The sequence below is a fragment of the Pseudomonas sp. MF4836 genome (genome assembly GCF_002018875.1).
GTDB lineage: Bacteria > Pseudomonadota > Gammaproteobacteria > Pseudomonadales > Pseudomonadaceae > Aquipseudomonas.
On sequence record NZ_MVOL01000001.1, the window covers coordinates 416689 to 441682 of the forward strand.

Consider the following 24994-nt stretch of genomic DNA (forward strand, 5'->3'; position numbering starts at 1 on the left):
CTTCCCATTGTCTGGAGGTTTGCATGAACGTTGAACAATCCGCCGTCACCGGGCTTCGCCCGCGTGCTTCGGCGCGCGGCGAGCTGTGGCTGCTGCTGGGTTTTATTGTGGTGACGCTGAACCTGCGGATCGCCTTCGCCGGGGTTGGGCCGATCCTCGGCGAACTGCGCCTGAGCGCGACCCAGGCGACCCTGATCGCCTCGCTGCCACCGATCTGCCTGAGCCTGTTCGCCCTGGTCGGTGTGCGCCTGCGCCAGCGTTTCGGTGAGGAGCGCACGCTGTTCGCCGCGTTGCTGGTGCTGGCGCTCGGTTGCGGGGTCCGGGCCCTGGGCGTGCACGGCTTGTTTGTCGGCACTTTGCTCGCCGGGGTCGGCATCGCGGTGATGAACGTGGTGGTGCCGGCCCTGGTGCGCAAGCGGTTCCAGCCGACCCAGATCGGTCACATGATGGGCCTGTTTTCCCTGATGCTCGGCGGTGGCGCGGTGTTGACCGCCGGCTTGACCGTGCCGATCTACCAGGGCTTGGGGGCGACGGTCGACGCCGCTTACCTGACCCTGGGCGCCTGGGCCATCCCGGCCTTGATCGCCCTGGTGTTCTGGGCGCCCCAGTTGGGTCATGGGCAGCCGCTTGCGGCGACGGGCGCAGTGGCCAGCGGGGGCAGGATTCAGGTCCTGAAGAATCGCACCGCCTGGTCGATCACTCTGTTCTTCGGTTTCCAGGCCCTGAACCTCTACGCCTTGCTGGCCTGGTTGCCGAGCATCTATGTCGAGCGCGGTGCCACGGTCGCCGAGGCGGCGCTGTACCTGGCGGTGTCCCAGGTGGGCCTGGTGCTGGGGGGCTATTTTGCGCCGGTGCTGGCGGCCCGGGTCAGGGACCAGCGTGGGTACATTGCCGCTACCGTGGGCTTGTGCCTCGCGGGGTGCCTGGGCCTGCTGTACGCGCCCTTGCCGTTGGCCTGGCTGGCGGTCTTGGTGCTGGGCATCGGCCAGGGCGCAGGGCCGGCCCTGAGTGCCCTGCTGTTTGTGCTGCGCAGCCCCGATCAGCAGGTCACCACCCAGTTGTCGGCCATGGCCCAGGGTTTCGGTTTCATGATCGCCGTGCTCGGCCCGCTGGGCATGGGCCTGCTGCATCAGTATTCCGGGGGCTGGATTCTGCCGTTGCAGGCCTTGATCGGCATCCTGTTGTTCGAACTCTGTGTCTCCCTGCGTGCCGGCAAGCCCGGCACCCTGGCTGATTGAGCGGGGGAGAGGCGCCATGACCCACGCCCGGGAGACCCTGGAGCACCTGTCATTGAGTACCCAGATCAACGCCCGCATCGAGGGCCTGCCGGTGGTCGGCTGGCAGGCCCGGGTGCGCCTGTTGCTGGGGGTGATCACCTTTTTCGAAGCCTTCGACCTGCTGCTGATTTCCTTCACCCTGCCGCTGCTCAAGCAGCAGTGGCAGCTGGACCCGACCCAGGTCACCCTGATTATCGGCAGCGGCACCCTGGGCATGCTCCTTGGTGCGCTGTTCGCCGGGGCCTTGGCCGACCGGGTGGGGCGCAAGCCGGTGTTGCTGGCGGCGATGCTCCTGACCGGGCTGTTCAGTGCGCTGATCGCCTGTTCCAGCGATTGGCAAGGGCTGCTGCTGGGGCGCCTGCTGCAAGGGATCGGGATTGGCGCCGAGGTGCCGATCGCCGCGCTGTACCTTAGTGAAATCGTCAGCGCCAGGGTCCGCGGGCGTTTTGTGCTGGTGTATGAGCTGTCCTTTCCCTGCGGCCTGATGTTCGCCGGGATGGCCTGCACCTGGGCCTTGCCGCTGATGGGCTGGCGTCCGCTGTACTGGCTGGGCAGCGTGCCCCTGCTTCTGGCGGTGCTGGTCTACGCCTATGTACCCGAGTCGGCGCGCTGGCTGGCGGCGCGAGGCCAGTTCCGGCGGGCACAGGCGTGCATGGCGCACATGGAGCGGGCCACCGGTTGCGCGGTGCCCGAACCGATGCCGGTCGAGGACCTGACAACCGCGGGCCGCCGGGCCAGCGTGGGCTGGCGGCAACTGTTCAACCCTGGGCTGCGGCATGCCTCGGCCAGCGTCGCGGCCTTGTGGTTCCTCGGTTACCTGGTGAATTTCGCCTTGTTGATCTGGCTGCCGAGCCTGTATGTCGAGGTGTTTTCCACATCCCTGGCGCAGGCCCTGAACTTCGCCTTGTTGAGCAACGTCGCCGGCCTTGCCGGGTGCATGGCCGGCGCTGGGTGCGTCGATCGGATCGGCCGCGTGCCGCTGCTGTTCGGCGGCTACCTGGGGGCCGGTCTGAGCCTGGTCTTGATTGCGCTGACGGTGGCCGCGCAGCAGGTGTTGCTGGTGGCGCTGCTGGCGGCCAGTTGTTCGTTTTTTCTGTACGCGGCGAACATGAGCCTGCACCTCTACACGCCCGAGCTGTACCCCACGTTACTGCGGGGCAAGGGCGCGGCGTGGGGCGCATTGTGCAACCGCAGCGGGGCCCTGCTGGGCTCCATCGGCATGGGCTGGCTGCTGGCCTGGGACTGGGGGGCGATGGCGATTTTCATCCTGCTGGGCGGGCTGTTGCTGCTGGCCAGCGCCATCGCCCTGCAGGCCCGGGAAACCAAAGGCCGGGCGCTGGGTTGAGGCAGTGTCGGATAGTGGCTTATGAGCCCTGCAGTTGCCCGGGCTGATGGGAAGGGCGGTCAAGGCTGAAGATCCGCTTGCGGCTGTGCCAGGCCAGGAGGAATACCACGGTCAGGCCCACCAGCAGGCAGCTCAACATGCCGGAGTAGCCGAGACGGTCGAGCAGCACCCCGGCAAGGATCGGCACCAGGGTGCGGGTGGCGACGAACAGGCTCGACTGGATGCCGTAATCCAGGGCCGCCAGCCCGGGGCGGGTGTGGTACATCATCAAGCCGAACATCAGGCCGGCCGAGGCGCCCATCGCCAGGGCCACCAGCATGGCGGCGGCGATCAAGGCGGTGTGACCCAGGCCGGCCACCACCACCAGGGTCAGGAAACCGATGGCCAACAGATTGCCCAGGGCCAGCAGCGGCAGGCTGATGCTGGCGCCGATCAGGCGGGTCAGGCGTCCGGCGAGCATGCTGGAGAGGGCGCCGACCAGGCCGCCGACAATCCCGACGATAAGGGCGATACGGTCTGCAGCGAACCCCTGGTCGAGCATCAGCGGCTTGAGGTACAGCCACACCGCACCGAGGAACGGGTAGTACAGCAGCACCAGCAAACCCCAGACGCGATGTTCGGCCACCGCGAAGTAGCCCGGCCATTGGCGCCAGCCGGCCTGCACCGGCAGCGGCTCGGGCCGAGCCAGGGGCGGCGCCTCGGGTTGCCCGGCCCCGGGCTTGAGCCAGGGCAGCAGTGCAGCCCCCGACAGCAGGCCCAGGCCCAGTACGTAGAAAGGCCAGGCCCAGCCGGCGCGGGTGTGCAGCAGCAACATGACGCCACCGCCGACTATCGCCCCCAGGGACATGGCTGCGGAGCGAATGGCACCGGCGCGGACCCGTTCCGACTCCGGGAGGATCTGGATCGCCAGGGCGTTCAGCGGCACATCGGCCCAGGTGCCGAGCACGCTGACCAGCATCGCCAGGAGGAACATCAGGCGCGGCTCGGTGTTGCCCAGGTCATGGGCCGCGAGCAGCCACAAGGCGCCGGCGTAGCCGAGCACCAGCACCAGGCTCCAGTTGCGGTAGCTGGCCCGGCCCAGCCGATAGCGATCGACCGGGGTGGCCAGGAGGAATTTGAACATGGCGGGCAGGCCGGCCAGTTGCATCAGACCGATCTGGGTACCGCTCCAGCCGTTCTGGCGCATGACCAAAGGCAGGCCGATGTACAAGTAGATCAGGGGCGCGGTGAGCGCCAGGTTGAGCCAGCCCAGCAACAGCTGTTGGGGCCACCATGAGGTGCGGGGAGCGGGGATCGGCATCGAACAATTCCTTATGGGCGTCGGATCAGGCGCAGGCCCGCCTCCCGGGGCGGGCGGCAGGCGATGACAGGGTCGCCCTGGTCATCCGCGGCGGGGTGGCGCAGGCGGATAGGGCTGGTCAGGACGGTATGTTAGTGCAATCCGAGATGAGAATGATTAGCATTGCGTGTGCGTGGCGGTGAATAACCTATGGGAAACGGCTGGCGGCCTTGGGTCTGCCGGGCGCTGTAGTCGGATCCGCTGCCATCAGATCGGTGCCGGCTTCGCCGTGGCACCGCAAGGAAGCCAGGCAAGCGCGGCCGTTCGAGTCAGGCACGCGCGTTGAGGGAATGGAAATGCGAGAGTTATCGAGCCCGGCCCGGGCCAGTCAGGATTCATCGGCGTCTTCCTCCTGGACGCAGTTCGAGGGCGCTGCGGGAACGGGCAACTATCAGGTCGAGCGGCTGGACTGTGAAGCGGGGTTCACGGTGATCAAGTCCCAGATGACCGCCCACAAGATCTGCGCCGAGCTGTGCCAGCACCAGGGGGCGGAGCGCATGCTGGTGATTGCCTTCGCGTTGTCCGGGCAGTCGGAGTTCCGTTGCCCGAACGGCCGGGAAATGAAGTTTCAGCCCAACCAGGCGACGGTCTCGGTTTTTCGCGAGGGCCAGGGCCAGCGGGTGTACGCCGCCGACACGCCGATCCAGCAATTGCGCCTGGTGGTGACCGAGTCGGCCCTGGCCCGATTCGTTGGCCCGGAGCGCTGCCAGGGCCTGCTCGGCAGCGCCCTGGGCCAGCATGAAAGCTTTCGCCAGGTGGCCTGCTGCGACATCAACCCCAGCGAGCACCTGCGGCGCCTGAAAAGCCCGAGCATCCACCACCAGGACGGCCTGACCCAGCGCATTCATGCCTTGAGCCTGCTGTCGGAGCAGCTCCAGGCCCTCGAAGTGGCCCCGAGCCGCCAGGCCAAGTTGACCGCCCGGGACCTGGACACCCTGGATCGCATTGACCTGTACATGCAGTCCAATCTGGACCAGCCGCTGAACAACGCCTACCTGTGCGCGGCCATGGGGGTCAGCGAGTACCGGCTCAAGGAATACTTTCGCCAGGTCCACGGCATCAGCCCGGGACGTTACCTGCTGGAGCTGCGGATGAACCGCGCGCGGGAACTGCTGGGCGCCGGCTATCGGGTGTCCGAGGTGGCGTACAAGGTCGGTTACCAGCACCCGAACAACCTGACGGCGGCGTTTACCCGGCACTTTGGCCATACGCCCAAATCGGTGTGTGGCAACCGCGCCACCTGAGTCTGGGCAGGCGCTGCGCTGCCTGGGCGATTGACCGCTGTGGCAATCATCCGGAACGCCGGCCGCCGTTCGCTTGTCAAACCCCCTTCAGCAGCCTGGTGATCAACCCCGTCATGGTCCCTTCGGGTCCGGGCGCCTGGCACGACACTGCGACAATGAGGAATATGCGATGAAAGTTCTGATGGTTCTCACGTCTCACGATCAGTTGGGCAACACCGGTTTGAAAACCGGGTTCTGGCTTGAAGAGTTCGCCGCCCCTTATTACGTGTTCAAGGATGCCGGCGCCGAAGTGGTGCTGGCGTCGCCGGCGGGCGGCCAGCCGCCGTTGGACCCGAAGAGCGAACAGCCCGATTTCCAGACTGCAATGACCCGGCGCTTCAACGCTGACCCGGCGGCGCAGAAGGCCCTGGCCAGCACTGTCAAGCTGGAGACGGTCAACCAGCAGGACTTCGACACGGTGTTCTACCCGGGTGGGCATGGCCCGCTGTGGGACCTGGCCGAGTCCAGGACCTCTATCAGCCTGATCGAGTCGTTCGAGCGTGCCGGCAAGCCCATCGGCTTTGTCTGTCACGCGCCTGGGGTACTGCGGCATGTGCAGGCCGCGGATGGCAAGCCGTTGATCAAGGGCCGTCGTGTGACCGGCTTCACCAACGGCGAGGAGGCGGCGGTGCAACTGACCGATGTCGTGCCGTTCCTGATCGAAGATGAGTTCCAGCGCCTGGGCGGGCTGTATGAGAAAGGACCGGATTGGGCACCGTTCGTGGTCGAGGACGACAAACTGATCACCGGCCAGAACCCGGCCAGTTCCGAGGCTGTGGCCAAGGCCCTGCTGGCGCGCTTGAGCTAAAGGCTGCTGGCTTCACCGATAAGGCCAGACAAGCACGTGTGGCGAGGGAGCTTGCTCCCGCTGGGCCGCGCAACGGCTCCGAAAAAGCGCTGGAGCACCTACAGCTTCAGCGCCAGCAAACGCCCTCGCCCTGGGTGACCTGTGCCTTGCCCGCGCCTTAGCTCGCCTCGCGATGCTGATACACCGTGGCACTCCAGTAGCGGCTGCCGTTGCGGGTCTGGCGAGTCCAGCCATCGGCCAGCAGTTGCCTGGCGATCAGGCGATTTATCACCCCATGCCCGAGCAGCAGCACCGGTCCTTCGCTGGCCAGCGACTGCAGGCGTTGCGCTGCGCGGCTGGCACGGGCCCGGGCATTGGCGGCGGATTCGACGTTGGGCGAGTAACCGCACAGCCATAAGACCCGCAGGATAACGGCCCAGGTAAACGGCGAGAGCCGTGGTCGTTTCCAGCGGGCATAAGGCAGCTGCGCTTCGCAGAACATCCCATCGACCAGGACCGGCTCCAGGCCCAGCGCCTGGGCCGAGGAGAGTGCACGAGGCGCGGTGCTGGAAACGATCACCCTGGCCCTGGCCGCGAGTTGCCTGCTGGTATCGGGGGCAGGTTGCCGGGTGATGACGGACTGGTCGTAATCTTCGATCCACGCTTTCATGCCGAGCGCCGACACGTTGCCGGTGGCCGCCAGCTGCGGCTGGCCGTGGCGCATCAGGATTATCTCTCTGCTCACAGTTGCTTTACGTCCTTGTAGTCGGGGGCGCGAGATTAACGGTTTTGGCACTGACGGATGGGAATTTATCGCGCACGGTAAGGGGACTAGGGTTTGAACCCGCCATGCTCCCGATACCAGGCCAGCGTGTCGCCAATGGTCTGCTCCAGCACCCGGAAACTCAGGCCCAGTTCCTGTTCACTCTTGCGGTGGTTGAAGCAGGTGCGGTGCTCCTCCCGGATCAACAGGCGCAAGGTCGCCATGCTCAGCAAAATGGGTTTGCCGCTCAGGCGTGCGTAGGCTTCCTGCACCGTTGCCAGGGCGTAGAGGAAGGGCAGTGGTAGCCGTCGAACCGGGGTCTTGACCCCCGCAATACGCCCCAGCACAGGCACCAGTTGGGCCATGGTCAGGTTCCGACCTGCGGCAAGATAACGCTCGCCGCGCCGTCCGTGCTTGGCGGCAGCAATCAGCGCCCAGGCTACATCTCGGGCATCGACCACAGAGAAGGTGCCGGGGATCAGCCCGGGCAGCTTGCCATTGACCACATCCTTGACCAATTGCCCCGAAGAGGTCGGGCCCCTATCGCCCGGTCCCCACATCCAGCCGGGCAGCACCATGCAGGCGTGCAGGTCGGGATGGGTTTCAAGAAACCCCAGGAGCACCCGCTCAGCCCGTATCTTGCTGCGGTAGTAGTCATCGGCGTCGGCCTCGGCCCGCAGGCAGGTCTCATCGATGGCGCTGTCCGGTGCGCCGTCGAGCACGGCAATCGAAGAGGTATGGACAAAGCGCCGAATGCCCGCGCCATAAGCCTGGTGCAGCAGCGCTTGCGTGCCGGCGACATTGACCTTTTCCAACTGCTCGCGGTGACTGCCACCCTTGTAGTTATCGCGAAAGAAGGCCGCCGTATGAAACACCGTATCGCAGCCGTGCAGTGCCGCTGCGAACGCCTCGACATCGGCCATGTCTCCCACTACCAACTCCACGCTCGGCAGGTCGTAGAACTGTTGTTCGCCTTTGCTTCGTGAGCGGACCAGAGCCTTGACTGCGTAGCCCCGGGCCACCAACTCACGCACCAGGTTGTTGCCCAGCAGGCCGGTTGCGCCGGTCACGAAGGTGCTGCGCATGGCCGCCTGCGCAGCCTGCGGAGGGAAGGCGGTTGCGGTGGGGTGTACAGGGTTGTTGTGGCCGGTGGTCATACAGTCCATTCCAGTAGTTTCCAGGGCCGGTAGATATACCTTCGCGACCCCTCATGAAAAACAGCGACTGCTGCATAATGGCTTTGCATAAATGCAAAGCATCGAGGATGGGACGTATGGCTGTGCAAGCAAATTGGGACGATCTTCGTCTGCTGTTGGCCGTCTCGCGCCGTGGCAGTTTTCTGCAGGCCGGCCAGCTGCTGGGTGTCGCGGCGTCGACCGTATCCCGCCGCCTGACCCAGCTCGAAGCCGCCCTGGGCGAACCCCTGATCGAACGAGGCGTTGAAGGATGCTGGTTGACCGCGCGCGGCCAATCCCTGGTAGAGGTCGCCCAGGCGGCGGAAGCGGGGTTGCGGCGTCAGACGGCGACGGACCTGCCCGGGCTGCACCCGGAGCTGCATGGCAGTGTGCTGGTCAGCGCGGGGGAGGGGTTCTCGTCGAGCGTGCTGGAGGCCGCGAGTCGTTTCACTACCCTGCACCCGGGGTGTTCCGTGGAGCTGCTGGTCACTGCCGACTTGCAGAAAATCGCCCGCGGTGTGGCGGATATCGCGGTCCGCACCACGCACCTGGGTGAGCCCTCGCTGATTTATCGAGCCTTGGGCCAGCTCTCCTACGGGGTCTTCGCCGACGCCGGGTATCTCAAGCGCTGTCCCGAGGTGACCCCGGCCACTGTGCTCAATATCGCCCTGCTGCCGCCGCTGGACATGCTGCCGCAGATGCGTGCCGCCAAAGCGGCGGGCCTGGATCGGGCGCAACTCAGCGTCAACTCGTTCGCTGCCCAACTGGAGTCGGTGAAGCGCGGCATGGGGGTGGCTGTCCTGCCCCGTATCCTGGCGCAGGACCTGGTCGAGCTGTTCCCGGAGCTGGAGCTTCCAGCCATGGAGGTCTACCTGGTGACCCGGCCCCAGGCGCTGAAGCAGCCCCATATAAAGTGTTTCTTCGCCATCCTTGAGCAGGTGCTGCATGAAGCCCTGGGCGTGGAGCCTGTTGAGGGTTGTGCCCAGGGCTGAGCGCCGCTCCAGGCGGCTTGACCTCCAGTTAATTTGAGGTATTAGAGTGCAGCCTCGCTGCGTCGGTGAATCCTGCTTGCAGGGTGTTCGGCCGACGTGGGCTGCTCTGGACCCCGGGCGCGTTCTTCCTGTTCAACGGGCAATGGGCATAACGCGCAGCCTTGCGCACCCGCAAGCCTGATCGCGCCGGCCTCTCAAGCCCGATCTATACGCCATCTTAATATCCACCCGGGCAATCAGTGCCCGTCCTTGATACCGCCTCTCTTATGCTTTTGCGCAGGGGAGGTCAGGTCAATCTGTGCCTTGATCATCCCCTTATGGCACCCGGTTTCGGGGGCCATCTTCGAATAATGGCTGCGGGTCTTAGGCTGCGAATTCACATCGCCGACGACTCTTTTCGCCTTCATCAAGGGGAGCTGTCTTGTTAACACTGGAATTCATCTACGGCGCCAGCGGCGTGTGCGCTGTCGCTCTGTTCGCCTACCTGGGGTACGCCCTGATCCGTGCAGAAAAATTCTGATGGCCCGGCCATAGCGTTTTTCATTCGCCCTGCGGGGCTATCCCAAACAAGGAAACCGGCAATGTACGACCTGACGTTCGTGGGGTTGACCCTGTTGTTTTTTGGCGTGACAGCCTGGGCCATTGGCGCCTTGGGCAAGATTTGAACGGAGCATCGACATGTTGAGCACTCTGCTGGAATTTGCGGTGATTCTCGGTCTGATGACCGGGCTTGCCGTGCTGATGGGGAAATGGCTGGCCCGGGTGTTCACTGCACCGGGGCATGCCTTGCTGGAGCGCGGGACCTACCGCCTGCTGGGGGTTGATCCGCAGGAGTCCATGGGCTGGGCGCGTTATGGCTCGGCGCTGCTGCTGTCGAATATGGCGATGATGCTGCTGGGCTACATCCTGCTGCGGGTACAGGGCAGCATGCCCCTCAATCCGCTGGAGCTGGTGGCGCAGACGCCGGACCTGGCGTTCAACACTGCGGCCTCCTTTATCACCAATACCAACTGGCAGGCCTACTCGGGCGAAACCAGCCTGTCGAACTTCAGCCAGATGGCGGTGATTACCTTCCTGATGTTTGTCGGGGCGACCTCCGGGGTGGTGGCGGCAGCGGGTTTCATTCGCGGCCTGAGCCGTTCCAACGCCACCGGTATCGGCAACTTCTGGGTCGACTTCACCCGCATCCTGTACCGGGTGATGCTGCCGCTGTGCTTTGCCATGGCGCTGGTCTATGTCTGGCAGGGCATGCCGCAAACCCTGTATTCCCAGGCGCTGGCCACGACGCTTGAGGGCGCGCAACAGCAGTTGATTGTGGGCGCGGTGGCGAGCTTCGAATCGATCAAGCACATCGGCACCAACGGCGGCGGTTTCTTCAGCATGAACGCCGCGCACCCCTTCGAAAACCCCACGCCGCTGACCAATGCCTTGCACATACTGAGCATGTTGCTGATTCCTTCGGCACTGACCTACACCTTCGGCAGCATGCTGTTGCGCCGGCGCCAGGGCTGGGTGTTCTTCGGTACGTTCCTGGTGATGTTCATCGGCTTCCTGAGCATCGTCTACGTCGCCGAGCAGGGCGGTAATCCGTTGCTGACCCAGGCCGGCGCCGACCAGATGCTGTCGTCGACCCAGAGCGGCGGCAACATGGAGGGCAAGGAACTGCGCTTCGGCATTGCCGACACCAGTCTGTTTGTCACCACCACCACCGGCGCGACGACCGGCTCGGTGAACGCGATGCACGATTCGCTGACCCCGATGGGCGGCTTCGTGCCCCTGGCGCAGATGATGCTCAACTGCGTGTTTGGCGGCGACGGCGTGGGCTTTATCAACCTGATCCAGTACGCACTGCTGACGGTGTTTCTGGTGGGCATGATGATCGGTCGCAGCCCCGAGTTCCTGGGCAAGAAGATCGAGGCCAGGGAAATCAAGCTGGTCATGCTGTCGGTCCTCGCGCACCCCATCAGCATCCTCGGCTTCACCGCCCTGGCGGCGCTGTGGCCGGACACCCTGAAAAGCCTCAACAACATTGGCCCCCATGGCTTCAGCGAGGTGCTGTACGCCTACACCTCGGGCACGGCCAACAACGGTTCGGCCTTCGCCGGGCTCAATGCCAACACGCCATTCTTCAACACCACCATTGGCCTGGCGATGCTGATCGGACGCTTCTTCACCATGCTGCCGATGCTGGCCGTGGCCGGTTCCCTGGCCCTGAAGAAAAACATCCCGGCCGGTGCCGGCACCATACCGACCGCGACGCCGCTGTTCATGGTGCTGGTGGTGTTCGTGGTGTTGGTGGTGGGCGGCCTGACTTTCCTGCCGGCGCTTGCGCTGGGCCCGCTGGTGGAGCAATTGCAATTGCTGTTCGGCCAGACGTATCCATAAGGGGCTGTGTGATGACGACTCAAACTCAAATCAAGACCCAACCTCTGCTCAAAGGGCTGCTGCGCCCGGTGCTGGTGTCGGCGGGGTTTTTCATGCTGTTGACCGGCCTCGGCTACCCGCTGGCGACCACCCTGGTGGCCAACGTGATGTTTCCCCACCAGGCCCAGGGCAGCCTGATCGAGCGCGACGGGCTGGTGATCGGCTCGGCGCTGATCGGTCAGCAGTTTTCCCGGCCCGAGTACTTCCAGGGTCGCCCGAGCATGACCGCCGACCAGCCCTATAACGCCGGCTCCAGCGGCGCGAGCAACCTCGGGCCGACCAGCCAGAAGCTGATGGACCAGGTGGCGCAGCGGGTTCAGGCCTATCGCCAACTCAATGGCCTGGCGGCGGACAGTCAGGTGCCGGTGGACGCGGTGACGGCGTCGGCCTCGGGCCTGGACCCGCACATCTCCCAGGCCAATGCCCAGCTTCAGGCGATGCGGGTGGCGCGCCTGCGCCAGCTGCCCGAGGCCGAACTGCTGAAGGTGGTTCAGGCCCATACCGAGCAACGCACCCTGGGCCTGTTGGGCGAGCCCCGGGTCAATGTGCTGCAACTCAACCTCGCGCTCGATGCCCTGCATCAGCAACCCCTCGCGGCCAGTGAGTAAGAGAAACAACCATGCGTAACAAGAAACCGTTGTTCGATCGCACCATCGTGCTGACTGCCTGCCTGGAGGCGCTGAAGAAACTGGCGCCCCAGGCCCAGTGGAAAAACCCGGTGATGTTTGTGGTCTACCTGGGCAGCATTCTCACCACCCTGTTGTGGGTGCAGTCCCTGGGCGGTGCTGGCGAAGCCCCCAGCGGCTTTATCCTGAGCATCACCCTGTGGCTGTGGTTCACCGTGCTGTTCGCCAACTTTGCCGAAGCCCTGGCTGAGGGCCGCAGCCGCGCCCAGGCCGCGAGCCTGCGCAGCATGAAACGCCAGACCCTGGCCAAGCTGCTCAAGCAGCCCAAACATGGCGCCCCCTGGGCGCCGACCGAGGCCAGTCTGTTGCGCAAGGGCGCGGTGGTCTTGATCGAGGCCGGCGACCTGGTGCCCCTGGACGGGGAGGTGATCGAAGGGGTGGCGTCGGTGGATGAAAGCGCGATCACCGGCGAATCGGCGCCGGTGATTCGCGAGGCCGGCGGCGACTTTTCCTCGGTCACCGGCGGCACCCGGGTGCTGTCGGACTGGCTGGTGGTGCGCATCAGCGTCAACCCCGGCGAATCGTTCCTGGACCGCATGATCTCCATGGTCGAGTCGGCCAAGCGGCAGAAAACCCCCAACGAGGTGGCCCTGACCATCCTGCTGGTGGGCCTGACGTTCCTGTTCCTGCTGGTGATTGTCACCCTCAGCCCGTACTCGATCTTTGCCGTGGCCATGGGCGGCAGCGGCAGCGTGGTCAGCGCCACGGTGCTGGTGGCGTTGCTGGTGTGCCTGATTCCCACCACCATCGGCGGCCTGTTGTCAGCCATCGGCGTGGCGGGCATGAGCCGGATGATGGCGGCCAATGTCATTGCCACCTCGGGCCGTGCGGTGGAAGCGGCCGGTGACGTCGACGTGCTGTTGCTGGACAAGACCGGCACCATCACCCTGGGCAACCGCCAGGCCTGCGCCTTCCTGCCCGCACCCGGGATCCAGGAAGCGGAGCTGGCCGATGCGGCGCAATTGGCGTCCCTGGCCGATGAAACCCCGGAAGGGCGCAGCATCGTGGTGCTGGCCAAGCAGAAGTTCGACCTGCGTGCCCGCGACCTGCAACAACTGCAGGCCAGTTTCGTGCACTTCACCGCACAGACCCGCATGAGTGGGGTCGACTTGCCCGCTGGCCGACAGTTGCGCAAGGGCGCGGCGGATGCGATCCGGGCCCATGTCGAAGCCCTGGGGGGCAGCTTTCCCCAGGCGTTGCAGGCCCGGGTGGACGAAGTGGCGCGCCGTGGCAGCACGCCGCTGGTGGTGGCTGACGGGCCGCAGGTGCTGGGGGTGATCGAGCTCAAGGACGTGGTCAAGGGCGGGATGAAGGAGCGGTTTGCCGAGTTACGGCGCATGGGCATCAAGACCGTGATGATCACCGGCGATAACCGCCTCACCGCTGCCGCCATTGCGGTGGAGGCGGGGGTCGATGACTTCCTGGCCGAGGCGCGTCCCGAGGACAAGCTGCAACTGATCCGTGACTACCAGGCCCAGGGCAAGCTGGTGGCGATGACCGGCGACGGCACCAATGACGCCCCGGCGCTGGCCCAGGCCGATGTGGCCGTGGCGATGAACAGCGGGACCCAGGCGGCCAAGGAAGCCGGCAACATGGTCGACCTCGACAGCAACCCGACCAAGCTGATCGAGGTGGTGGAAGTCGGCAAGCAGATGCTGATGACTCGGGGCGCGTTGACCACGTTCAGCGTGGCCAACGATGTGGCCAAGTATTTTGCTATCGTACCGGCCGCTTTCGTCGCGACTTACCCGCAACTGGGGGCATTGAACGTGATGCAACTGAGCAGCCCGAACTCGGCGATCCTCAGTGCGGTGATCTTCAATGCGCTGATCATCGTGTTCCTGATCCCCCTGGCGCTCAAGGGCGTGACCTACCGAGCGATCGGCGCGGCGGCGTTGCTCAACCGCAACCTGCTGATCTACGGGGTGGGCGGGGTGCTGGTGCCGTTTGCCGGGATCAAGATCATCGACCTGCTGTTGACCGGGCTCGGCCTGGTCTGAAAGGACTGACTGCACGGCGCCGCCCCTGGCGCCGCGCAGTTCACAAGGAATGCCATGGCTGTCATCGACACCTTTACTGCTGCATCGGATGGACGCCCCGACCCGGACGCGCTGCTGGAAAAACTGCAACAGCAGGAGCAGGCCGCGCAACAGGGCAAACTGCGTATCTACTTCGGCTCCAATGCCGGGGTCGGCAAGACCTGCGCCATGCTCAGCGCCGCGCGCCACGAACAGAGCCAGGGCCGGGACGTGGTGGCCGGCGTCGTCGAAACCCACGGCCGGCGCGACACCGCCGAGGGCCTCAAGGGCCTTGAGGTCCTGCCCCGCAGCAGCCTGCTGCATCGCGACACCACCCTGAGCGAGTTCGACCTGGATGCCGCCCTCGAGCGTCATCCTTCGGTATTGCTGGTGGACGAGCTGGCCCACAGCAACATCCCCGGCTCCCGCCACCCCAAGCGCTGGCAGGATGTGGAAGAACTGCTGCGTGCCGGGATCGACGTGTGGACCACGCTTAACGTCCAGCACCTGGAGAGCCTCAACGACATCATCAGCGGGATCATCGGCATTCGCGTGCGCGAGACGGTGCCCGACCATGTGTTCGACAACGCCCATGAGGTGCTGGTGATCGACCTGCCGCCTGACGACCTGCTGCGTCGGCTCAAGGACGGCAAGGTCTACCAGGCGCCCCAGGCTGAGCGCGCTTCGCGCAATTTTTTTCGCAAGGGCAACCTGTTGGCCCTGCGCGAACTGACCCTGCGCCGCACCGCCGACCGGGTCGATGCGCAAATGCGCGACTACCGCCGTGAGCGCTCGATCATCACCCTGTGGCCGGCGCGCGAGCGCTTGCTGGTGGGCGTGGCCGGGCACCCGTCCGACGAGCGCCTGGTGCGCGAGGCGGCGCGCCTGGCGCAAAAGCTCGAGGCGGACTGGCTCGTGGTGCATGTCAGCGGTCCGCAGCGCCGGGGCCAGGCGGCCAACCGCTACGCCAGCGCCATGAAGAGCCTGGCCCTGGCCGCCGAATTTGGCGGCGATACCCTGACCCTGAGCGGCATGGACGTCGCCGAAACCCTAGTGGCCTGCGCCCGCGAGCACAATGCCAACCGCCTGGTGCTGGGCCATTGCCCGCGCAAGGTCTGGCAGTTCTGGCAGCCGTCGGTCAGCGATCACATCAGCCGCCACCACCCGCACATCGATCAGATGGTCATGGCCCACGGCCCGATGCCGCGGACGGCGGCGCCGGTGGCCAAGGCCGAGGGCGGATTGCCGCCGAGCCGGCTCCCGGCCTATCTGTGGGCCAGCCTCGCCTGTTTTGGCGCGACCGCCCTGGCGGCGCTGCTGCTGCAAGTGTTCGACCTGGCCAACGTGGTGATGCTGTTCCTGCTCACCGTGGTCCTGGTTGCCCTGCGCTACGGACGTGGCCCCGGGGTATGGGCGGCGATGCTGGCTGTGCTGTGTTTCGACTTTTTTTTCGTCCAGCCCCGCTGGTCATTCACCGTCAACGACACCCAGTACTTTTTCACCTTCGCCCTGATGCTGGGCATCGCCCTGATCACCGGGCAGCTCACCGCACGCCTGCGCTTCGAGGCCCGCAGCGCCGCCGCCCGGGAACGCCGGGCAACGTCCCTGGCGCGGCTGGCGCGGGACTTGTCGGCGGCGCTGACGGTGGAGCAGATCAGCGAGGTGGCCTTGCGCACCTTCAGTGGCGTGTTCGACGCACGGGTCGGCCTGGCCCTGCCGGACCTGGCGGGCAGCGTGCACGGCGTCGGCAGCGGGGCCTTTGCCCTGGATGAAAGCATTGCGCAATGGGCCTATGACCATGACCAGCCTGCGGGCCAGGGCACCGACACCCTGGCCGCCGCCAAGGGCCGCTACCTGCCGCTCAAGGCACCGATGCGGGTGCGCGGCGTGCTGGTCCTGGAGCTGGCTGAAGCCGAGCGCCTGGCTGATCCCCAGGAGCAGGGCTTGCTGGAGGCCTGCATGAGCCAGTTGGCAATCGCCCTGGAGCGGGTGCATTACGTCGAGGTGGCGCAGAGCACCCTGGTGCAGATGGAGGGCGAACGCATGCGCAACACCTTGCTCGCCGCCATCTCCCACGACCTGCGCACCCCGCTGACCACCATCATCGGCGCGGCGGACGCCGCTGGCCCCCATGCGCCACCGGGTCCGTTGCAGGACCTGCTGGGCGGCATCCACGAGCAGGCCAGCTCCATGCAGCGCCTGATCGAAAACCTGCTGGACATGGCGCGCATGCAAGAGGGCGGGGTGCGCCTGAATCGGCAGTGGCATTCCCTGGAGGAAATCGTCGGCAGCGCCCTGCGCCAACTGCGCGAGCCCCTGGCCCGGCACGTGGTGCGCACAGCCATGGCGCCCGAGTTGCCGTTGGTGGAGGTCGACGCCCTGTTGCTCGAACGGGTGCTGGTCAACTTGCTGGATAACGCCGCCAAGTACACGCCCGCCGGCACCTTGATTCAGGTCAAGGCCCGGGAGGAGCAGCACAGTATCGTCCTGCAGGTCAGCGATGCCGGGCCGGGCTGCCCCGATGGCAGCTCGCTGCACAGCCTGTTCGAACCCTTCACCCGCGGCCGGCAGGAATCTTCGGTGGCCGGTATCGGCCTGGGGCTGGCCTTGAGCCGGCGCATTATCGAAGCCCACGGCGGCCGCATCGAGGCCCAGCCTCACGCGGGCCCGGGCATCAGCTTCATCATCACCTTACCCGCGGGGCAGCCGCCCTCCATGGAATCCCTATGACCAGTGCGCGCATCCTTATCGTCGAAGACGAGGCCAATATTCGCCGTTTTGTCGGCATCGCCTTGCAGGATGAGGGCTTTCAAGTGTTCGAGGCCGACAGCGTGAAACGCGCGCTGATCCACGCTGCCAGCCGCCAGCCGGACCTGGTGATCGTCGACCTGGGCCTGCCGGACGGTGATGGCAAACAGCTGATCACCGAACTGCGGGGCTGGCTGGCAGTGCCGATCCTGGTGCTGTCGGCCCGAGACCGCGAGGACGAGAAAGTGGCGGCGCTGGATGCCGGCGCCGACGACTACCTGGTCAAGCCCTTCGGTGTGCCGGAACTCCTGGCGCGGATCCGCGCCCAACTGCGACGCCATGTGCAAGCCAGTACCACGGCCGCCACCAGCAAGGTGGCCTTCGGCAGCATCGAGGTCGACCTGGCCACCCACGAGGTGCGCCGCGAGGGCGCGCCGGTGCATTTGACGCCCATTGAATACCGCCTGCTCTGCGCCCTGATTCGCGGCCAGAGCCGAGTCCTGACCCATCGCCAATTGCTCCTGGAAGTGTGGGGCCTGGACTATGTGGAGCGCTTTCACTACCTGCGCGTGCACATGGCCCACCTGCGCCAGAAACTCGAAGCCGACCCGGCCCAGCCGGCGCACTTCATTACCGAGTTGCAGGTGGGGTATCGGCTGATGGGGCTGTAGCGGTCAATCGCAGCCCCTGTGCGCAAGGTGCAGGGGGCCGAGTGCCAGGGGCGGTCAGCCAATACCGTTGCTGCCTGGGGTTGATCAAGGGTCTGGAGACTGAAAACGTTTCACCTGAATGGGGGACGGGTTTCATTGGACCTCTCCACTGAGAACTCCCAGGGTGGGCACGCCTGTTGGGTGGCGCAGCGAGCTATATAACCCTCGGGTGAAAGCGATAAGTTACTGCTGTATCACTGGCCCATGACTTGAACTGCAACATGACTCGGCAGGCACTTATAGCGGGAAGGATAGAAATAAGAATTTTCTTATTTTCTTGGGAGGGTGCTGCGCGTAGGATCAAAAAAGTTTCGCAAGATGACCTCATGTAACGTGAAAACGCTAACAGTAATACTCTTTTGTTCGAGTACCTCAAGATCCAGTTCGTTAGTTTGTAAGTTAGAGGCCGCTGGCGTCGAACACATCCATGTTGTCGGTGGTGTCGAGGCCGCAGCGCTGCCTCCGGCGGAAGAGAAAATAGATTTGGTGGTGTGCGATTCTTTTAAAACCCTAAGCGAGTTTGGGGTATTCAAGGCGTTGTGCGAACGGCTTTCTTTTTTTTCGATTGTCATGTCTGAGAGTCTGGGGGGAGGGCTGAAGTGGGGCGTTCAAAGTTTGCAGGTCAAGTCAAAAAAGTACAATGCCTGCTTTTATGAGTTGACGGAAGGTGGGGCAGGGTTCGACAGCCTGGTTAGAAAGGCCCTGGCGGTAAAGAAAATAGTCATTGATCATTGTGGCTCCAACAGGCGTTTGGCGGGGCAGGGTGATGGGCTTCATGAGTCGCAGTTGTCCGAAGATATAACTAACCAGGCGCTCAAGGCCAAGCAGATACAGCCTTACTTTCAACCGCGGCTATGTATGGGGACAGGGTCTATAGTCGGCATGCAAGTAGTGGCGCAGTGGCTGCACCCTGAATATGGCGCGGGGGTGTTGGAAAAGTTTGGTGGAATGGTTACTTGTCCTGTTCTGCAGAGAGAAATTTTTTACTGCGTGTTGAACCCTGCTCTCAGGCTGCACAGGTATCTGGGCAGTATTGGCGAGTCGTTAACATTCTCCTATAGCCTTGATTGGGGGCTGTTGGGCGACAAGCAGTTTGGCGAAGAACTGGTTAAAGTCATCAAGGCCGCGGGTGTGCCGCTTAAACATGTATTTCTTGATGTGGCTTGGGCAGAAACCAATCTTATGAGCCTGGACTGCATTGAAAATATCACCGTGTTGGTGAGTGCTGGAATATGCCTGTGCCTGTGTCGATATGATGTCCGGTGTTCGCTGATCAAGATCCTGGCTGACATTCCGTTCACGCAGATAAAGATCTGCTCAAGTTTGTTGAAACCTTCGTTCTCTATTAACAACGATCAGATTATTAAAAGCGTGTCATTGCTGGCCAAGTCTGTCAGCGCCAAGGTGGTCATCGACGGAGTCGAGACGCAGAACGCGCTCCCGTACTTGAAAGACTTGGGCGTCGATTTGGCTCAAGGAGATTTTTTCTATTCGCCCAAGCCTGCTGCTGAACTCCTTGCGCTCATGCTGGAGCGCAAATCCATAAAAACCCTTAAGCCAAGTGTATAAGCGCTTCTGGCTGTCTTTAGTGTGGTTGTCTTTACGGCCTGCGACTGCCTTGTCACACAAGGAATGAACATTCACTCCTATTAAATAAGCGCCAGCCTTGATGGCGGAAATGCGCTGTCGCGAGCAAAAACCAGCGACCCTGGAAAGCGCCGATTGTTTGGTAATTGTTTATCTTTTCATCCGTTCCAATGAGATGTTTATGAAATATAACCTCCAGCACTTTCAACGCAACCGCACCGGTTCTGCGATACGCCTGACTTTTTTCTTCGTGGCATCTGTAGGTTCCACATTCACCCCTCTAATGTCCGCTTCTGCTGCGGACATCATTTATACCGGAAGCCCTTCTGATCTGAAGGCCGATCCAACGGGAGATACATCAACCCCGAAAAACAGCCTGTTGCCGAGTGATGTGTCGAATAACACCGTTATTGTCGGCGATCCTGATGCTGCCACTCGGGAAGTTTGGGGTTCGAGTGGCAGTACCCTTGTCGCTCCCTATGTCATTTATGGTGGTGTGGATGTCGGCGCGGATGGCGGCGCTCACGCAGTCGATATACATGGCAATAACGTGACGGTGAGTAACGTCCAGTACAGCTGGGACGGGCAAACAGCATTCAATGGCAAGGATTTGCAAACCGGGAGCGGTGGCGGTGTTGGCGGTATGGGCGGCGGCAGTGTTTATGGTGGATTGAGTGTCGGTGGCACCGGCGGTTCGGGTGCGGTTCGTGTCGGTGGGAACGGTGGTTCGGTTTACAACAATTCCATAACCCTGAGGCAGGTGCTGTTAGAGGGGGCCGCCGGTGGTACTGGCGGTTCCAGCGGCAGCGGAAACGGCGCTGGCGGCGTTGGCGGCATGGGTGGCGGTAGTATTTATGGTGGGTTGAGTATCGGTGGCGCCGGCGGAGGCATGAAGGGTGATGGCGGTAGTGGGGGCGATGTTTACAACAACTCGGTGACCTTGACCGATGTCGTGCTGACAGGTTCAAAAGGTGGCGACGGTGGTACAGCCGTTCAAAGCTCTACCTCGGGCGGTGTTGGCGGCATGGGCGGCGGCAGTGTGTATGGCGGCCTGAGCATTGGTGGCGCTGCGGGTTTGTTCGATTTCCTGGACCTGTCCGGCGGCAGTGGCGGTGCGGCAGGAAAGGTCACCAACAACCATTTGCTCCTCACGAATGTGACGCTGACGGGGGCAGCAGGCGGCAGTGGCGGCAGTGGTAGCAGTGCTGACGGCATGGCGGGCATGAACGGCGGCAGTGTCTATGGCGGCTTGAGTGCCGGCGGCGCCGGTGCGGATGCTGGCGGCAACGGTGGTCAAGTCACTGACAACAGCATCGTCCTCTCAGGCACGTCATCCCTCTCTGGTGATATCTACGGCGGCTACAGCAGTGGCGGCGCTGCGGATACCGATAGCGGTGGCCTCGCCGGTCTGGGCGGGAACGCCAATAACAATACGGTGACGCTGCAAGGCCCTGACTTGACGATCGCCGGCTCGGTTTATGGCGGCTATAGCGTTGATGGCGATGGCACGGTGCAAAACAGCAGGGCCTTTACCGGCAACACCCTCAACCTCAATGGCTACAGGGGCTCGCTGGCCGGCATCTACAACTTTGAAACCTATAACTGGGTCTTGCCCAAGGACGTGGTCAACCAGGACACCTTGATCAGGATCACCGGTACCGACAAGGTCCAGCTTGATAACACCCGGCACACGATAGCCATGGAAAACGATGGCAATCGCCTTAATGCGGGTGACATCGTGACCCTTATCGATAAGGCCGAGGGCACTCCAACGCTTACGACCCAGCAGGTCAAGCAGGGGCATTTCATCATTTACGATGCAAGCCTGAAGACCCGCAATGACGGCCTCGTCTTGAGCATTGACGGCAAGCAGGACGCTACGCCTGCCGGTCGAATCAACCCGACTTCAAAAGCCTTCCTGGAAGGCCGAGCAGCGTCTCTTGCTTTCACCAATCAAGGGGCTGATTTGATCAGTGATTACGCAATCGGTGCCGCTGATTCAAGTGTCAAACGAGCCCGGCAGGACGGGATCAACCTGACGCCATTCGTGCTGCTCAATGGTGGTTCCAGCCGTTACAACACGGGCTCTCATGTTGATGTACGGGGTTTCAACATGCTCTTCGGCGTGGCCACCGGCCTGGAACTCAAAGACCAGAGCGCGGTGACCCTGGGTGTCTTTGCTGAGCGGGGTGATGGTGATTACGACAGCTACAACCGCTTCTCTGACTACGGCTCTGTCCATGGCACCGGCAATGTGCGTTACACCGGGGGTGGTGCGTTGTTCCATATGGACGTCGCCGGCACTGCGCTGAACAAAACGCCCTCATCGAGTACCCGTGGGCATGCGGGGCTGTACCTCGATGGATCGGTACGTACGGGTAATGCTGACCTGAGCTTTGACAGCCATGACCTGACGGATGCCGAAGGGGTTCGTGGCACCTACAACAAAAAGTCCAAGTACTACGGTGCTCATGGTGCAGTGGGGTATGTGCTGAATCTGGATCAACAGCAGTCGCTTGATGTGTACAGCCGCTACACCTGGACCCGGCTGGAGGCGGACAAGGTCAGCATCGGTAAAGACACGTTGAGTTTTAATACCTCGGACAGCTCCCGTCTGCGCCTGGGTAGCCGTTACAGCTACGCCTACACACAGAGAATCAAACCTTATGTGGGAGCAGCCTATGAGCATGAGTTCAAAGGTGATGTGTCAGGCAGCGCCTACGACCTTTCAATCGAGAAACCCGTGCTCGGTGGTAGCACAGGGATCTTTGAGGTGGGTGTGACCATGAACCCACTGGCGTCTGCCGAGGCCCTGAGTATCGATGTGGGTGTGCAAGGGTATGTCGGTGAACGTGAGGGCGGCGCGGGCACCCTTAAAGCCAGTTACGCGTTCTGATCCGGCTGAAGGTCGTGCGCCCCGCAGGCGGGATGTTTTAGTTTCATCATCACCTTACCCGAGGGGCAGTCGCCCTCCATGGAATCCCTATGACCCGTGCGCGGTGTGGAAGAGGGCTGAGTGGCTAAGGACAGTCAGCCAACACTGTCCTTTGCAGCGGGTATCAAACGTCTAGAAACTGAAAAAACTGATCTCTGCCCCGTTGTTTAGCCCTATAAAGCGCTTTGTCGGCTTGTGCCACTAAGGCACTGGACGGTTGCAGCGGGCCGAAGGTCTGAACCGAAAAGCCGATGCTGATGGTCAAATAGCCCGAGGTGGACGCGCAGTGCGGTATTTTCAGATCCCGTACACGCTGGCACAGCGATTCGACATACAACTTGGCCTGGTCGTGCGTCATGCCGTTGGAGAGGATGACAAACTCTTCGCCGCCATAGCGGGCTGCAAAGTCAGAGCCGCGCTGGAAGGTATGACTCAAACTGTCCGCGATACGTATCAACGCCTTATCGCCCGCTGGATGCCCATAAAGATCGTTGAAGGATTTGAAGTGATCGACATCGATCATGGCCAGTGTCAACGAGTCGCCGTTGCGGCAGGCAATTTTGCATTGGATTTCCAACTGCGTATCAAAGAAGCGGCGGTTGTAAATGCCGGTCAGCCCGTCTTTTATAGACAGCTGTTCGAAGTGCATTTTCATTTGTTCGAGTGACTGATGTTCATCGCGTAACTGTTGCTGGATCAGGACTCGAGAGGTGACGTCTTTTTGAATGCCAATAAAGTTAGTGACCGCTCCAGTCTCATCGTGGATGGGCGAGATGCTTAGTTCATTCCAGAACATGGCGCCGTCTTTACGGTAGTTGCGCAAGGTCACCAGGCAGTATTCACCCTGGCTGATGGCATTGTGAACAATGTCCAGTTCTGGTTGTTCTCGGTCGTTGCCTTGCAGGTAGCGACAGTTAATGTTGGTTATTTCTTCGGCCGAGTAGCCGGTCATACGCTCAAAGGCCGGGTTTACAAAGATTAATGGGTTGTCATCCAGGCTGTTGTCGGAAATGGTAATGCCATCTCTTGAGTCCATGACAGCCTGTTTGAGAATTTCAATATTCATGCGAAATTCGCTGTTTTCAAGGGGGATCGAATCCGTTTGCAACCAATGGAACTGCGTTTTTTGCAGTGTAGTTGCTGCCGGAGCGCACGGTTTTTTTTGCCGCTGTCAGCGCAGCAGATGCACCGCCAATCCGACGAGTGCGCACGCCATCAGCACCTGAATGATTCCCCGCTTGAACCGGAACAAGGCAATGGCCGCTGCAATCGCGATCAGCACTGACGGCCAATCGAGGCTGCCGCCCACTCCCTGTGGCCAAAGCACGTGATAACCGAAGAAGCACGCCAGATTGAGAATCACCCCGACCACGGCTGCGGTAATGGCGGTGAGGGGGGCGGTGAACGTGAGTTCGTTGTGGGTCGACTCCACCAACGGTCCGCCGGCGAGGATAAACAGAAACGAGGGCAGGAAGGTGAACCAGGTCACCAGGGTGGCGGCGACGGCTCCAGCCAGAAACACATGCTCACTGCCGAACACTTGTGTGACATAGGCCCCGATGAAGCCGACGAAGGCCACGACCATGATCAGTGGCCCGGGTGTCGTCTCGCCCAATGCCAGGCCATCGATCATGTGTGCCGGTGTCAGCCAGCCGTAGTGAACGACCGCGCCCTGGTAGACATACGGAAGCACCGCGTAAGCCCCGCCAAACGTCAGCAAGGCCGCTTTGGTGAAGAACCAGCCCATTTGGGTCAAGGTGCCTTCCCAGCCAAAGAGCGCGGTCAGAATGCCCATGGGCACGGCCCAGAGGGTGGCGCCGATCAGCACCAGCGATGCCAGTTTCATCCAGCTGAACCGGGCATGCTCCGGGGGCTGGGTGTCGTCATCGATCAAGGCTGGCCCGAAGGATCTTTTGTTCGTGGCATGGCCACCTGCTCTGAACTTCTCGGGCGCCAGGCGTCCGCCGACATAGCCGAGCAGTGCCGCGCCGGCAACGATCAGCGGGAATGGAATATTGAACGCGAAGATGGCGGTGAATGAGGCCGCGGCTATTGCCCAGAGCCAGGTGTTTTTCAAGGCCCGAGAGCCGATCCGCTGGGCGGCCTGGGCAACGATCGCGGTCACGGCAGGCTTGATGCCATAGAACAACCCGGCCATCACAGGCACTTCACCGAAGGCGATGTACATCCACGACAACGCGATCAGGATGAACAATGAGGGCAGCACGAACAGCACGCCCGCGATGACCCCGCCCCAGGTTCGATGCATCAGCCAGCCGATGTAGGTTGCCAACTGCTGCGCCTCCGGCCCGGGCAGCAACATGCAGTAGTTGAGGGCATGCAGAAAACGTCGATCGGAGATCCAGCGTCGCCGCTCCACCAACTCCTCGTACAGGGTGGAAATCTGCCCCGCAGGCCCGCCGAAACTGATGAACCCGAGCCGCAACCAAAACCAGAATGCCTCGCGAAGGCTGACGGCTCCCGGCCTCGACGGTGGGTGCTCAGCGGTGGGTGCCAAAACCTTGCTCATCGGCTTGCTCCTGTTCTGCACACACATATTCGGTGAGCACACCGTCGAACATGGCGCCGGCGGCCACTACGGGGTGGTCGTCGAAGCCTGGATTAAGTCAGTGACATTTCGAGGGTTGCGCGCAGCCCCGCGGGTTGGATGTTTTCCAGCCGGATCTGTCCGCCGAGGCGAAAGGCAATCGCTTGCACAATGGTCAGCCCCAGCCCTGCGCCCTGGTCATTGCCCCCGGCTGTAGAACCAGAGATTCGCTTGGCATTTGATCAGCCCGGAAAATTTCGTCCAACGCCGCCTACTAATCCGTTTTAACCGCGTTACCCGCCAAGTCTATCTGCATCGCCCACGCTACGCTGGCGGCATTACTACCCTGGCCTTGGATCAGATTTGCGGTAGGCGAG

18 protein-coding genes are annotated in these 24994 nt (G+C 62.7%); 13 read left to right on the plus strand and 5 right to left on the minus strand.

From position 1 onward, the window contains the following. The first annotated feature begins 23 nt into the window (after positions 1–23). The gene (locus MF4836_RS01995) at positions 24–1238 is read left to right on the plus strand and encodes an MFS transporter (RefSeq protein WP_078468856.1); all 1215 of its coding nucleotides are present in this window, start codon (positions 24–26) and stop codon (positions 1236–1238) included. Between the two features lie 16 nt (positions 1239–1254). Continuing rightward, positions 1255–2622, plus strand: a complete 1368-nt coding sequence (locus tag MF4836_RS02000) for an MFS transporter (protein ID WP_078468857.1) — start codon at positions 1255–1257, stop codon at positions 2620–2622. A gap of 19 nt (positions 2623–2641) precedes the next feature. On the opposite strand, the gene MF4836_RS02005 is transcribed toward MF4836_RS02000, so the two are convergent. Beyond that, on the minus strand, positions 2642–3922 hold the full coding sequence (locus tag MF4836_RS02005) for an MFS transporter (RefSeq protein WP_078468858.1): 1281 nt from the start codon (positions 3920–3922) through the stop codon (positions 2642–2644). 335 nt (positions 3923–4257) lie between these two features. Here MF4836_RS02005 and MF4836_RS02015 point away from each other — a divergent pair, with 335 nt between their 5' ends. Together MF4836_RS02015 and MF4836_RS02020 are read left to right on the plus strand one after the other, a co-directional pair. Next, positions 4258–5205 carry an AraC family transcriptional regulator gene (locus MF4836_RS02015; protein ID WP_043228957.1) on the plus strand — a complete coding sequence of 316 codons (948 nt, stop codon included), beginning with the start codon at positions 4258–4260 and terminating at the stop codon, positions 5203–5205. Between the two features lie 169 nt (positions 5206–5374). Beyond that, positions 5375–6052: a type 1 glutamine amidotransferase domain-containing protein gene (locus tag MF4836_RS02020; protein ID WP_078468860.1), complete on the plus strand. Its 678-nt coding sequence runs from the start codon at positions 5375–5377 to the stop codon at positions 6050–6052. Positions 6053–6209: 157 nt separating this feature from the next. On the opposite strand, the gene MF4836_RS02025 is transcribed toward MF4836_RS02020, so the two are convergent. Together MF4836_RS02025 and MF4836_RS02030 are read right to left on the minus strand one after the other, a co-directional pair. Beyond that, a complete protein-coding gene (locus tag MF4836_RS02025; protein ID WP_078468861.1) occupies positions 6210–6776 on the minus strand; it encodes a histidine phosphatase family protein in 567 nt (188 codons plus the stop codon). 86 nt (positions 6777–6862) lie between these two features. Further along, positions 6863–7879, minus strand: a complete 1017-nt coding sequence (locus MF4836_RS02030; protein WP_078469140.1) for an SDR family oxidoreductase — start codon at positions 7877–7879, stop codon at positions 6863–6865. Between the two features lie 188 nt (positions 7880–8067). On the opposite strand from MF4836_RS02030, the gene MF4836_RS02035 reads away from it, so the two are divergent. The 9 genes from MF4836_RS02035 (at position 8068) to MF4836_RS35940 (ending at position 22030) form a co-directional block, all read left to right on the plus strand. Next, complete coding sequence (locus MF4836_RS02035) at positions 8068–8961, plus strand: LysR family transcriptional regulator (protein ID WP_078468862.1); 894 nt, start codon at positions 8068–8070, stop codon at positions 8959–8961. A gap of 421 nt (positions 8962–9382) precedes the next feature. Next, on the plus strand, positions 9383–9481 hold the full coding sequence (kdpF, locus tag MF4836_RS02040) for a K(+)-transporting ATPase subunit F (protein WP_020296215.1): 99 nt from the start codon (positions 9383–9385) through the stop codon (positions 9479–9481). 158 nt (positions 9482–9639) lie between these two features. Continuing rightward, the gene (kdpA, locus tag MF4836_RS02045; protein WP_078468863.1) at positions 9640–11346 is read left to right on the plus strand and encodes a potassium-transporting ATPase subunit KdpA; all 1707 of its coding nucleotides are present in this window, start codon (positions 9640–9642) and stop codon (positions 11344–11346) included. A gap of 11 nt (positions 11347–11357) precedes the next feature. Next, positions 11358–11993 (plus strand): potassium-transporting ATPase subunit KdpC, encoded by a 636-nt coding sequence (kdpC, locus tag MF4836_RS02050; protein ID WP_078468864.1) that lies wholly within the window; start codon positions 11358–11360, stop codon positions 11991–11993. Positions 11994–12004: 11 nt separating this feature from the next. Continuing rightward, the gene (gene kdpB / locus MF4836_RS02055; protein ID WP_078468865.1) at positions 12005–14071 is read left to right on the plus strand and encodes a potassium-transporting ATPase subunit KdpB; all 2067 of its coding nucleotides are present in this window, start codon (positions 12005–12007) and stop codon (positions 14069–14071) included. 54 nt (positions 14072–14125) lie between these two features. Continuing rightward, positions 14126–16819: a sensor histidine kinase gene (locus tag MF4836_RS02060; RefSeq protein WP_078468866.1), complete on the plus strand. Its 2694-nt coding sequence runs from the start codon at positions 14126–14128 to the stop codon at positions 16817–16819. Continuing rightward, on the plus strand, positions 16816–17508 hold the full coding sequence (locus tag MF4836_RS02065; RefSeq protein WP_020296250.1) for a response regulator: 693 nt from the start codon (positions 16816–16818) through the stop codon (positions 17506–17508). The genes MF4836_RS02060 and MF4836_RS02065 overlap by 4 nt, the downstream gene beginning before the upstream one ends. 357 nt (positions 17509–17865) lie before the next feature. Next, the gene (locus tag MF4836_RS02070; protein ID WP_078468867.1) at positions 17866–19116 is read left to right on the plus strand and encodes an EAL domain-containing protein; all 1251 of its coding nucleotides are present in this window, start codon (positions 17866–17868) and stop codon (positions 19114–19116) included. A gap of 100 nt (positions 19117–19216) precedes the next feature. Beyond that, positions 19217–22030: an autotransporter outer membrane beta-barrel domain-containing protein gene (locus MF4836_RS35940; protein WP_274522622.1), complete on the plus strand. Its 2814-nt coding sequence runs from the start codon at positions 19217–19219 to the stop codon at positions 22028–22030. A gap of 163 nt (positions 22031–22193) precedes the next feature. Here the strand turns inward: MF4836_RS35940 and MF4836_RS02080 are convergent, their stop codons facing one another. Further along, positions 22194–23135 carry a GGDEF domain-containing protein gene (locus MF4836_RS02080; protein ID WP_078468869.1) on the minus strand — a complete coding sequence of 314 codons (942 nt, stop codon included), beginning with the start codon at positions 23133–23135 and terminating at the stop codon, positions 22194–22196. Positions 23136–23240: 105 nt separating this feature from the next. Then, positions 23241–24599, minus strand: coding sequence for a chromate efflux transporter (gene chrA, locus MF4836_RS02085; RefSeq protein ID WP_078468870.1), 1359 nt, complete (start codon positions 24597–24599; stop codon positions 23241–23243). Positions 24600–24994 lie beyond the last annotated feature (395 nt).

Bases quoted from the DNA above. Each gene is read 5' to 3' on its own strand.
- MF4836_RS02065 (WP_020296250.1), top strand. From the start codon at position 16,816: ATGACCAGTGCGCGCATCCTTATCGTCGAAGACGAGGCCAATATTCGC.
- MF4836_RS02030 (WP_078469140.1), bottom strand. From the start codon at position 7,879: ATGCGCAGCACCTTCGTGACCGGCGCAACCGGCCTGCTGGGCAACAAC.
- MF4836_RS02020 (WP_078468860.1), top strand. From the start codon at position 5,375: ATGAAAGTTCTGATGGTTCTCACGTCTCACGATCAGTTGGGCAACACC.
- MF4836_RS35940 (WP_274522622.1), top strand. From the start codon at position 19,217: ATGGCGGAAATGCGCTGTCGCGAGCAAAAACCAGCGACCCTGGAAAGC.
- MF4836_RS01995 (WP_078468856.1), top strand. From the start codon at position 24: ATGAACGTTGAACAATCCGCCGTCACCGGGCTTCGCCCGCGTGCTTCG.
- MF4836_RS02005 (WP_078468858.1), bottom strand. From the start codon at position 3,922: ATGCCGATCCCCGCTCCCCGCACCTCATGGTGGCCCCAACAGCTGTTG.
- MF4836_RS02080 (WP_078468869.1), bottom strand. From the start codon at position 23,135: ATGAATATTGAAATTCTCAAACAGGCTGTCATGGACTCAAGAGATGGC.
- MF4836_RS02035 (WP_078468862.1), top strand. From the start codon at position 8,068: ATGGCTGTGCAAGCAAATTGGGACGATCTTCGTCTGCTGTTGGCCGTC.
- kdpC (WP_078468864.1), top strand. From the start codon at position 11,358: ATGACGACTCAAACTCAAATCAAGACCCAACCTCTGCTCAAAGGGCTG.
- MF4836_RS02070 (WP_078468867.1), top strand. From the start codon at position 17,866: ATGACCTCATGTAACGTGAAAACGCTAACAGTAATACTCTTTTGTTCG.
- MF4836_RS02000 (WP_078468857.1), top strand. From the start codon at position 1,255: ATGACCCACGCCCGGGAGACCCTGGAGCACCTGTCATTGAGTACCCAG.
- MF4836_RS02015 (WP_043228957.1), top strand. From the start codon at position 4,258: ATGCGAGAGTTATCGAGCCCGGCCCGGGCCAGTCAGGATTCATCGGCG.
- kdpB (WP_078468865.1), top strand. From the start codon at position 12,005: ATGCGTAACAAGAAACCGTTGTTCGATCGCACCATCGTGCTGACTGCC.
- kdpA (WP_078468863.1), top strand. From the start codon at position 9,640: ATGTTGAGCACTCTGCTGGAATTTGCGGTGATTCTCGGTCTGATGACC.
- MF4836_RS02060 (WP_078468866.1), top strand. From the start codon at position 14,126: ATGGCTGTCATCGACACCTTTACTGCTGCATCGGATGGACGCCCCGAC.
- chrA (WP_078468870.1), bottom strand. From the start codon at position 24,599: ATGAGCAAGGTTTTGGCACCCACCGCTGAGCACCCACCGTCGAGGCCG.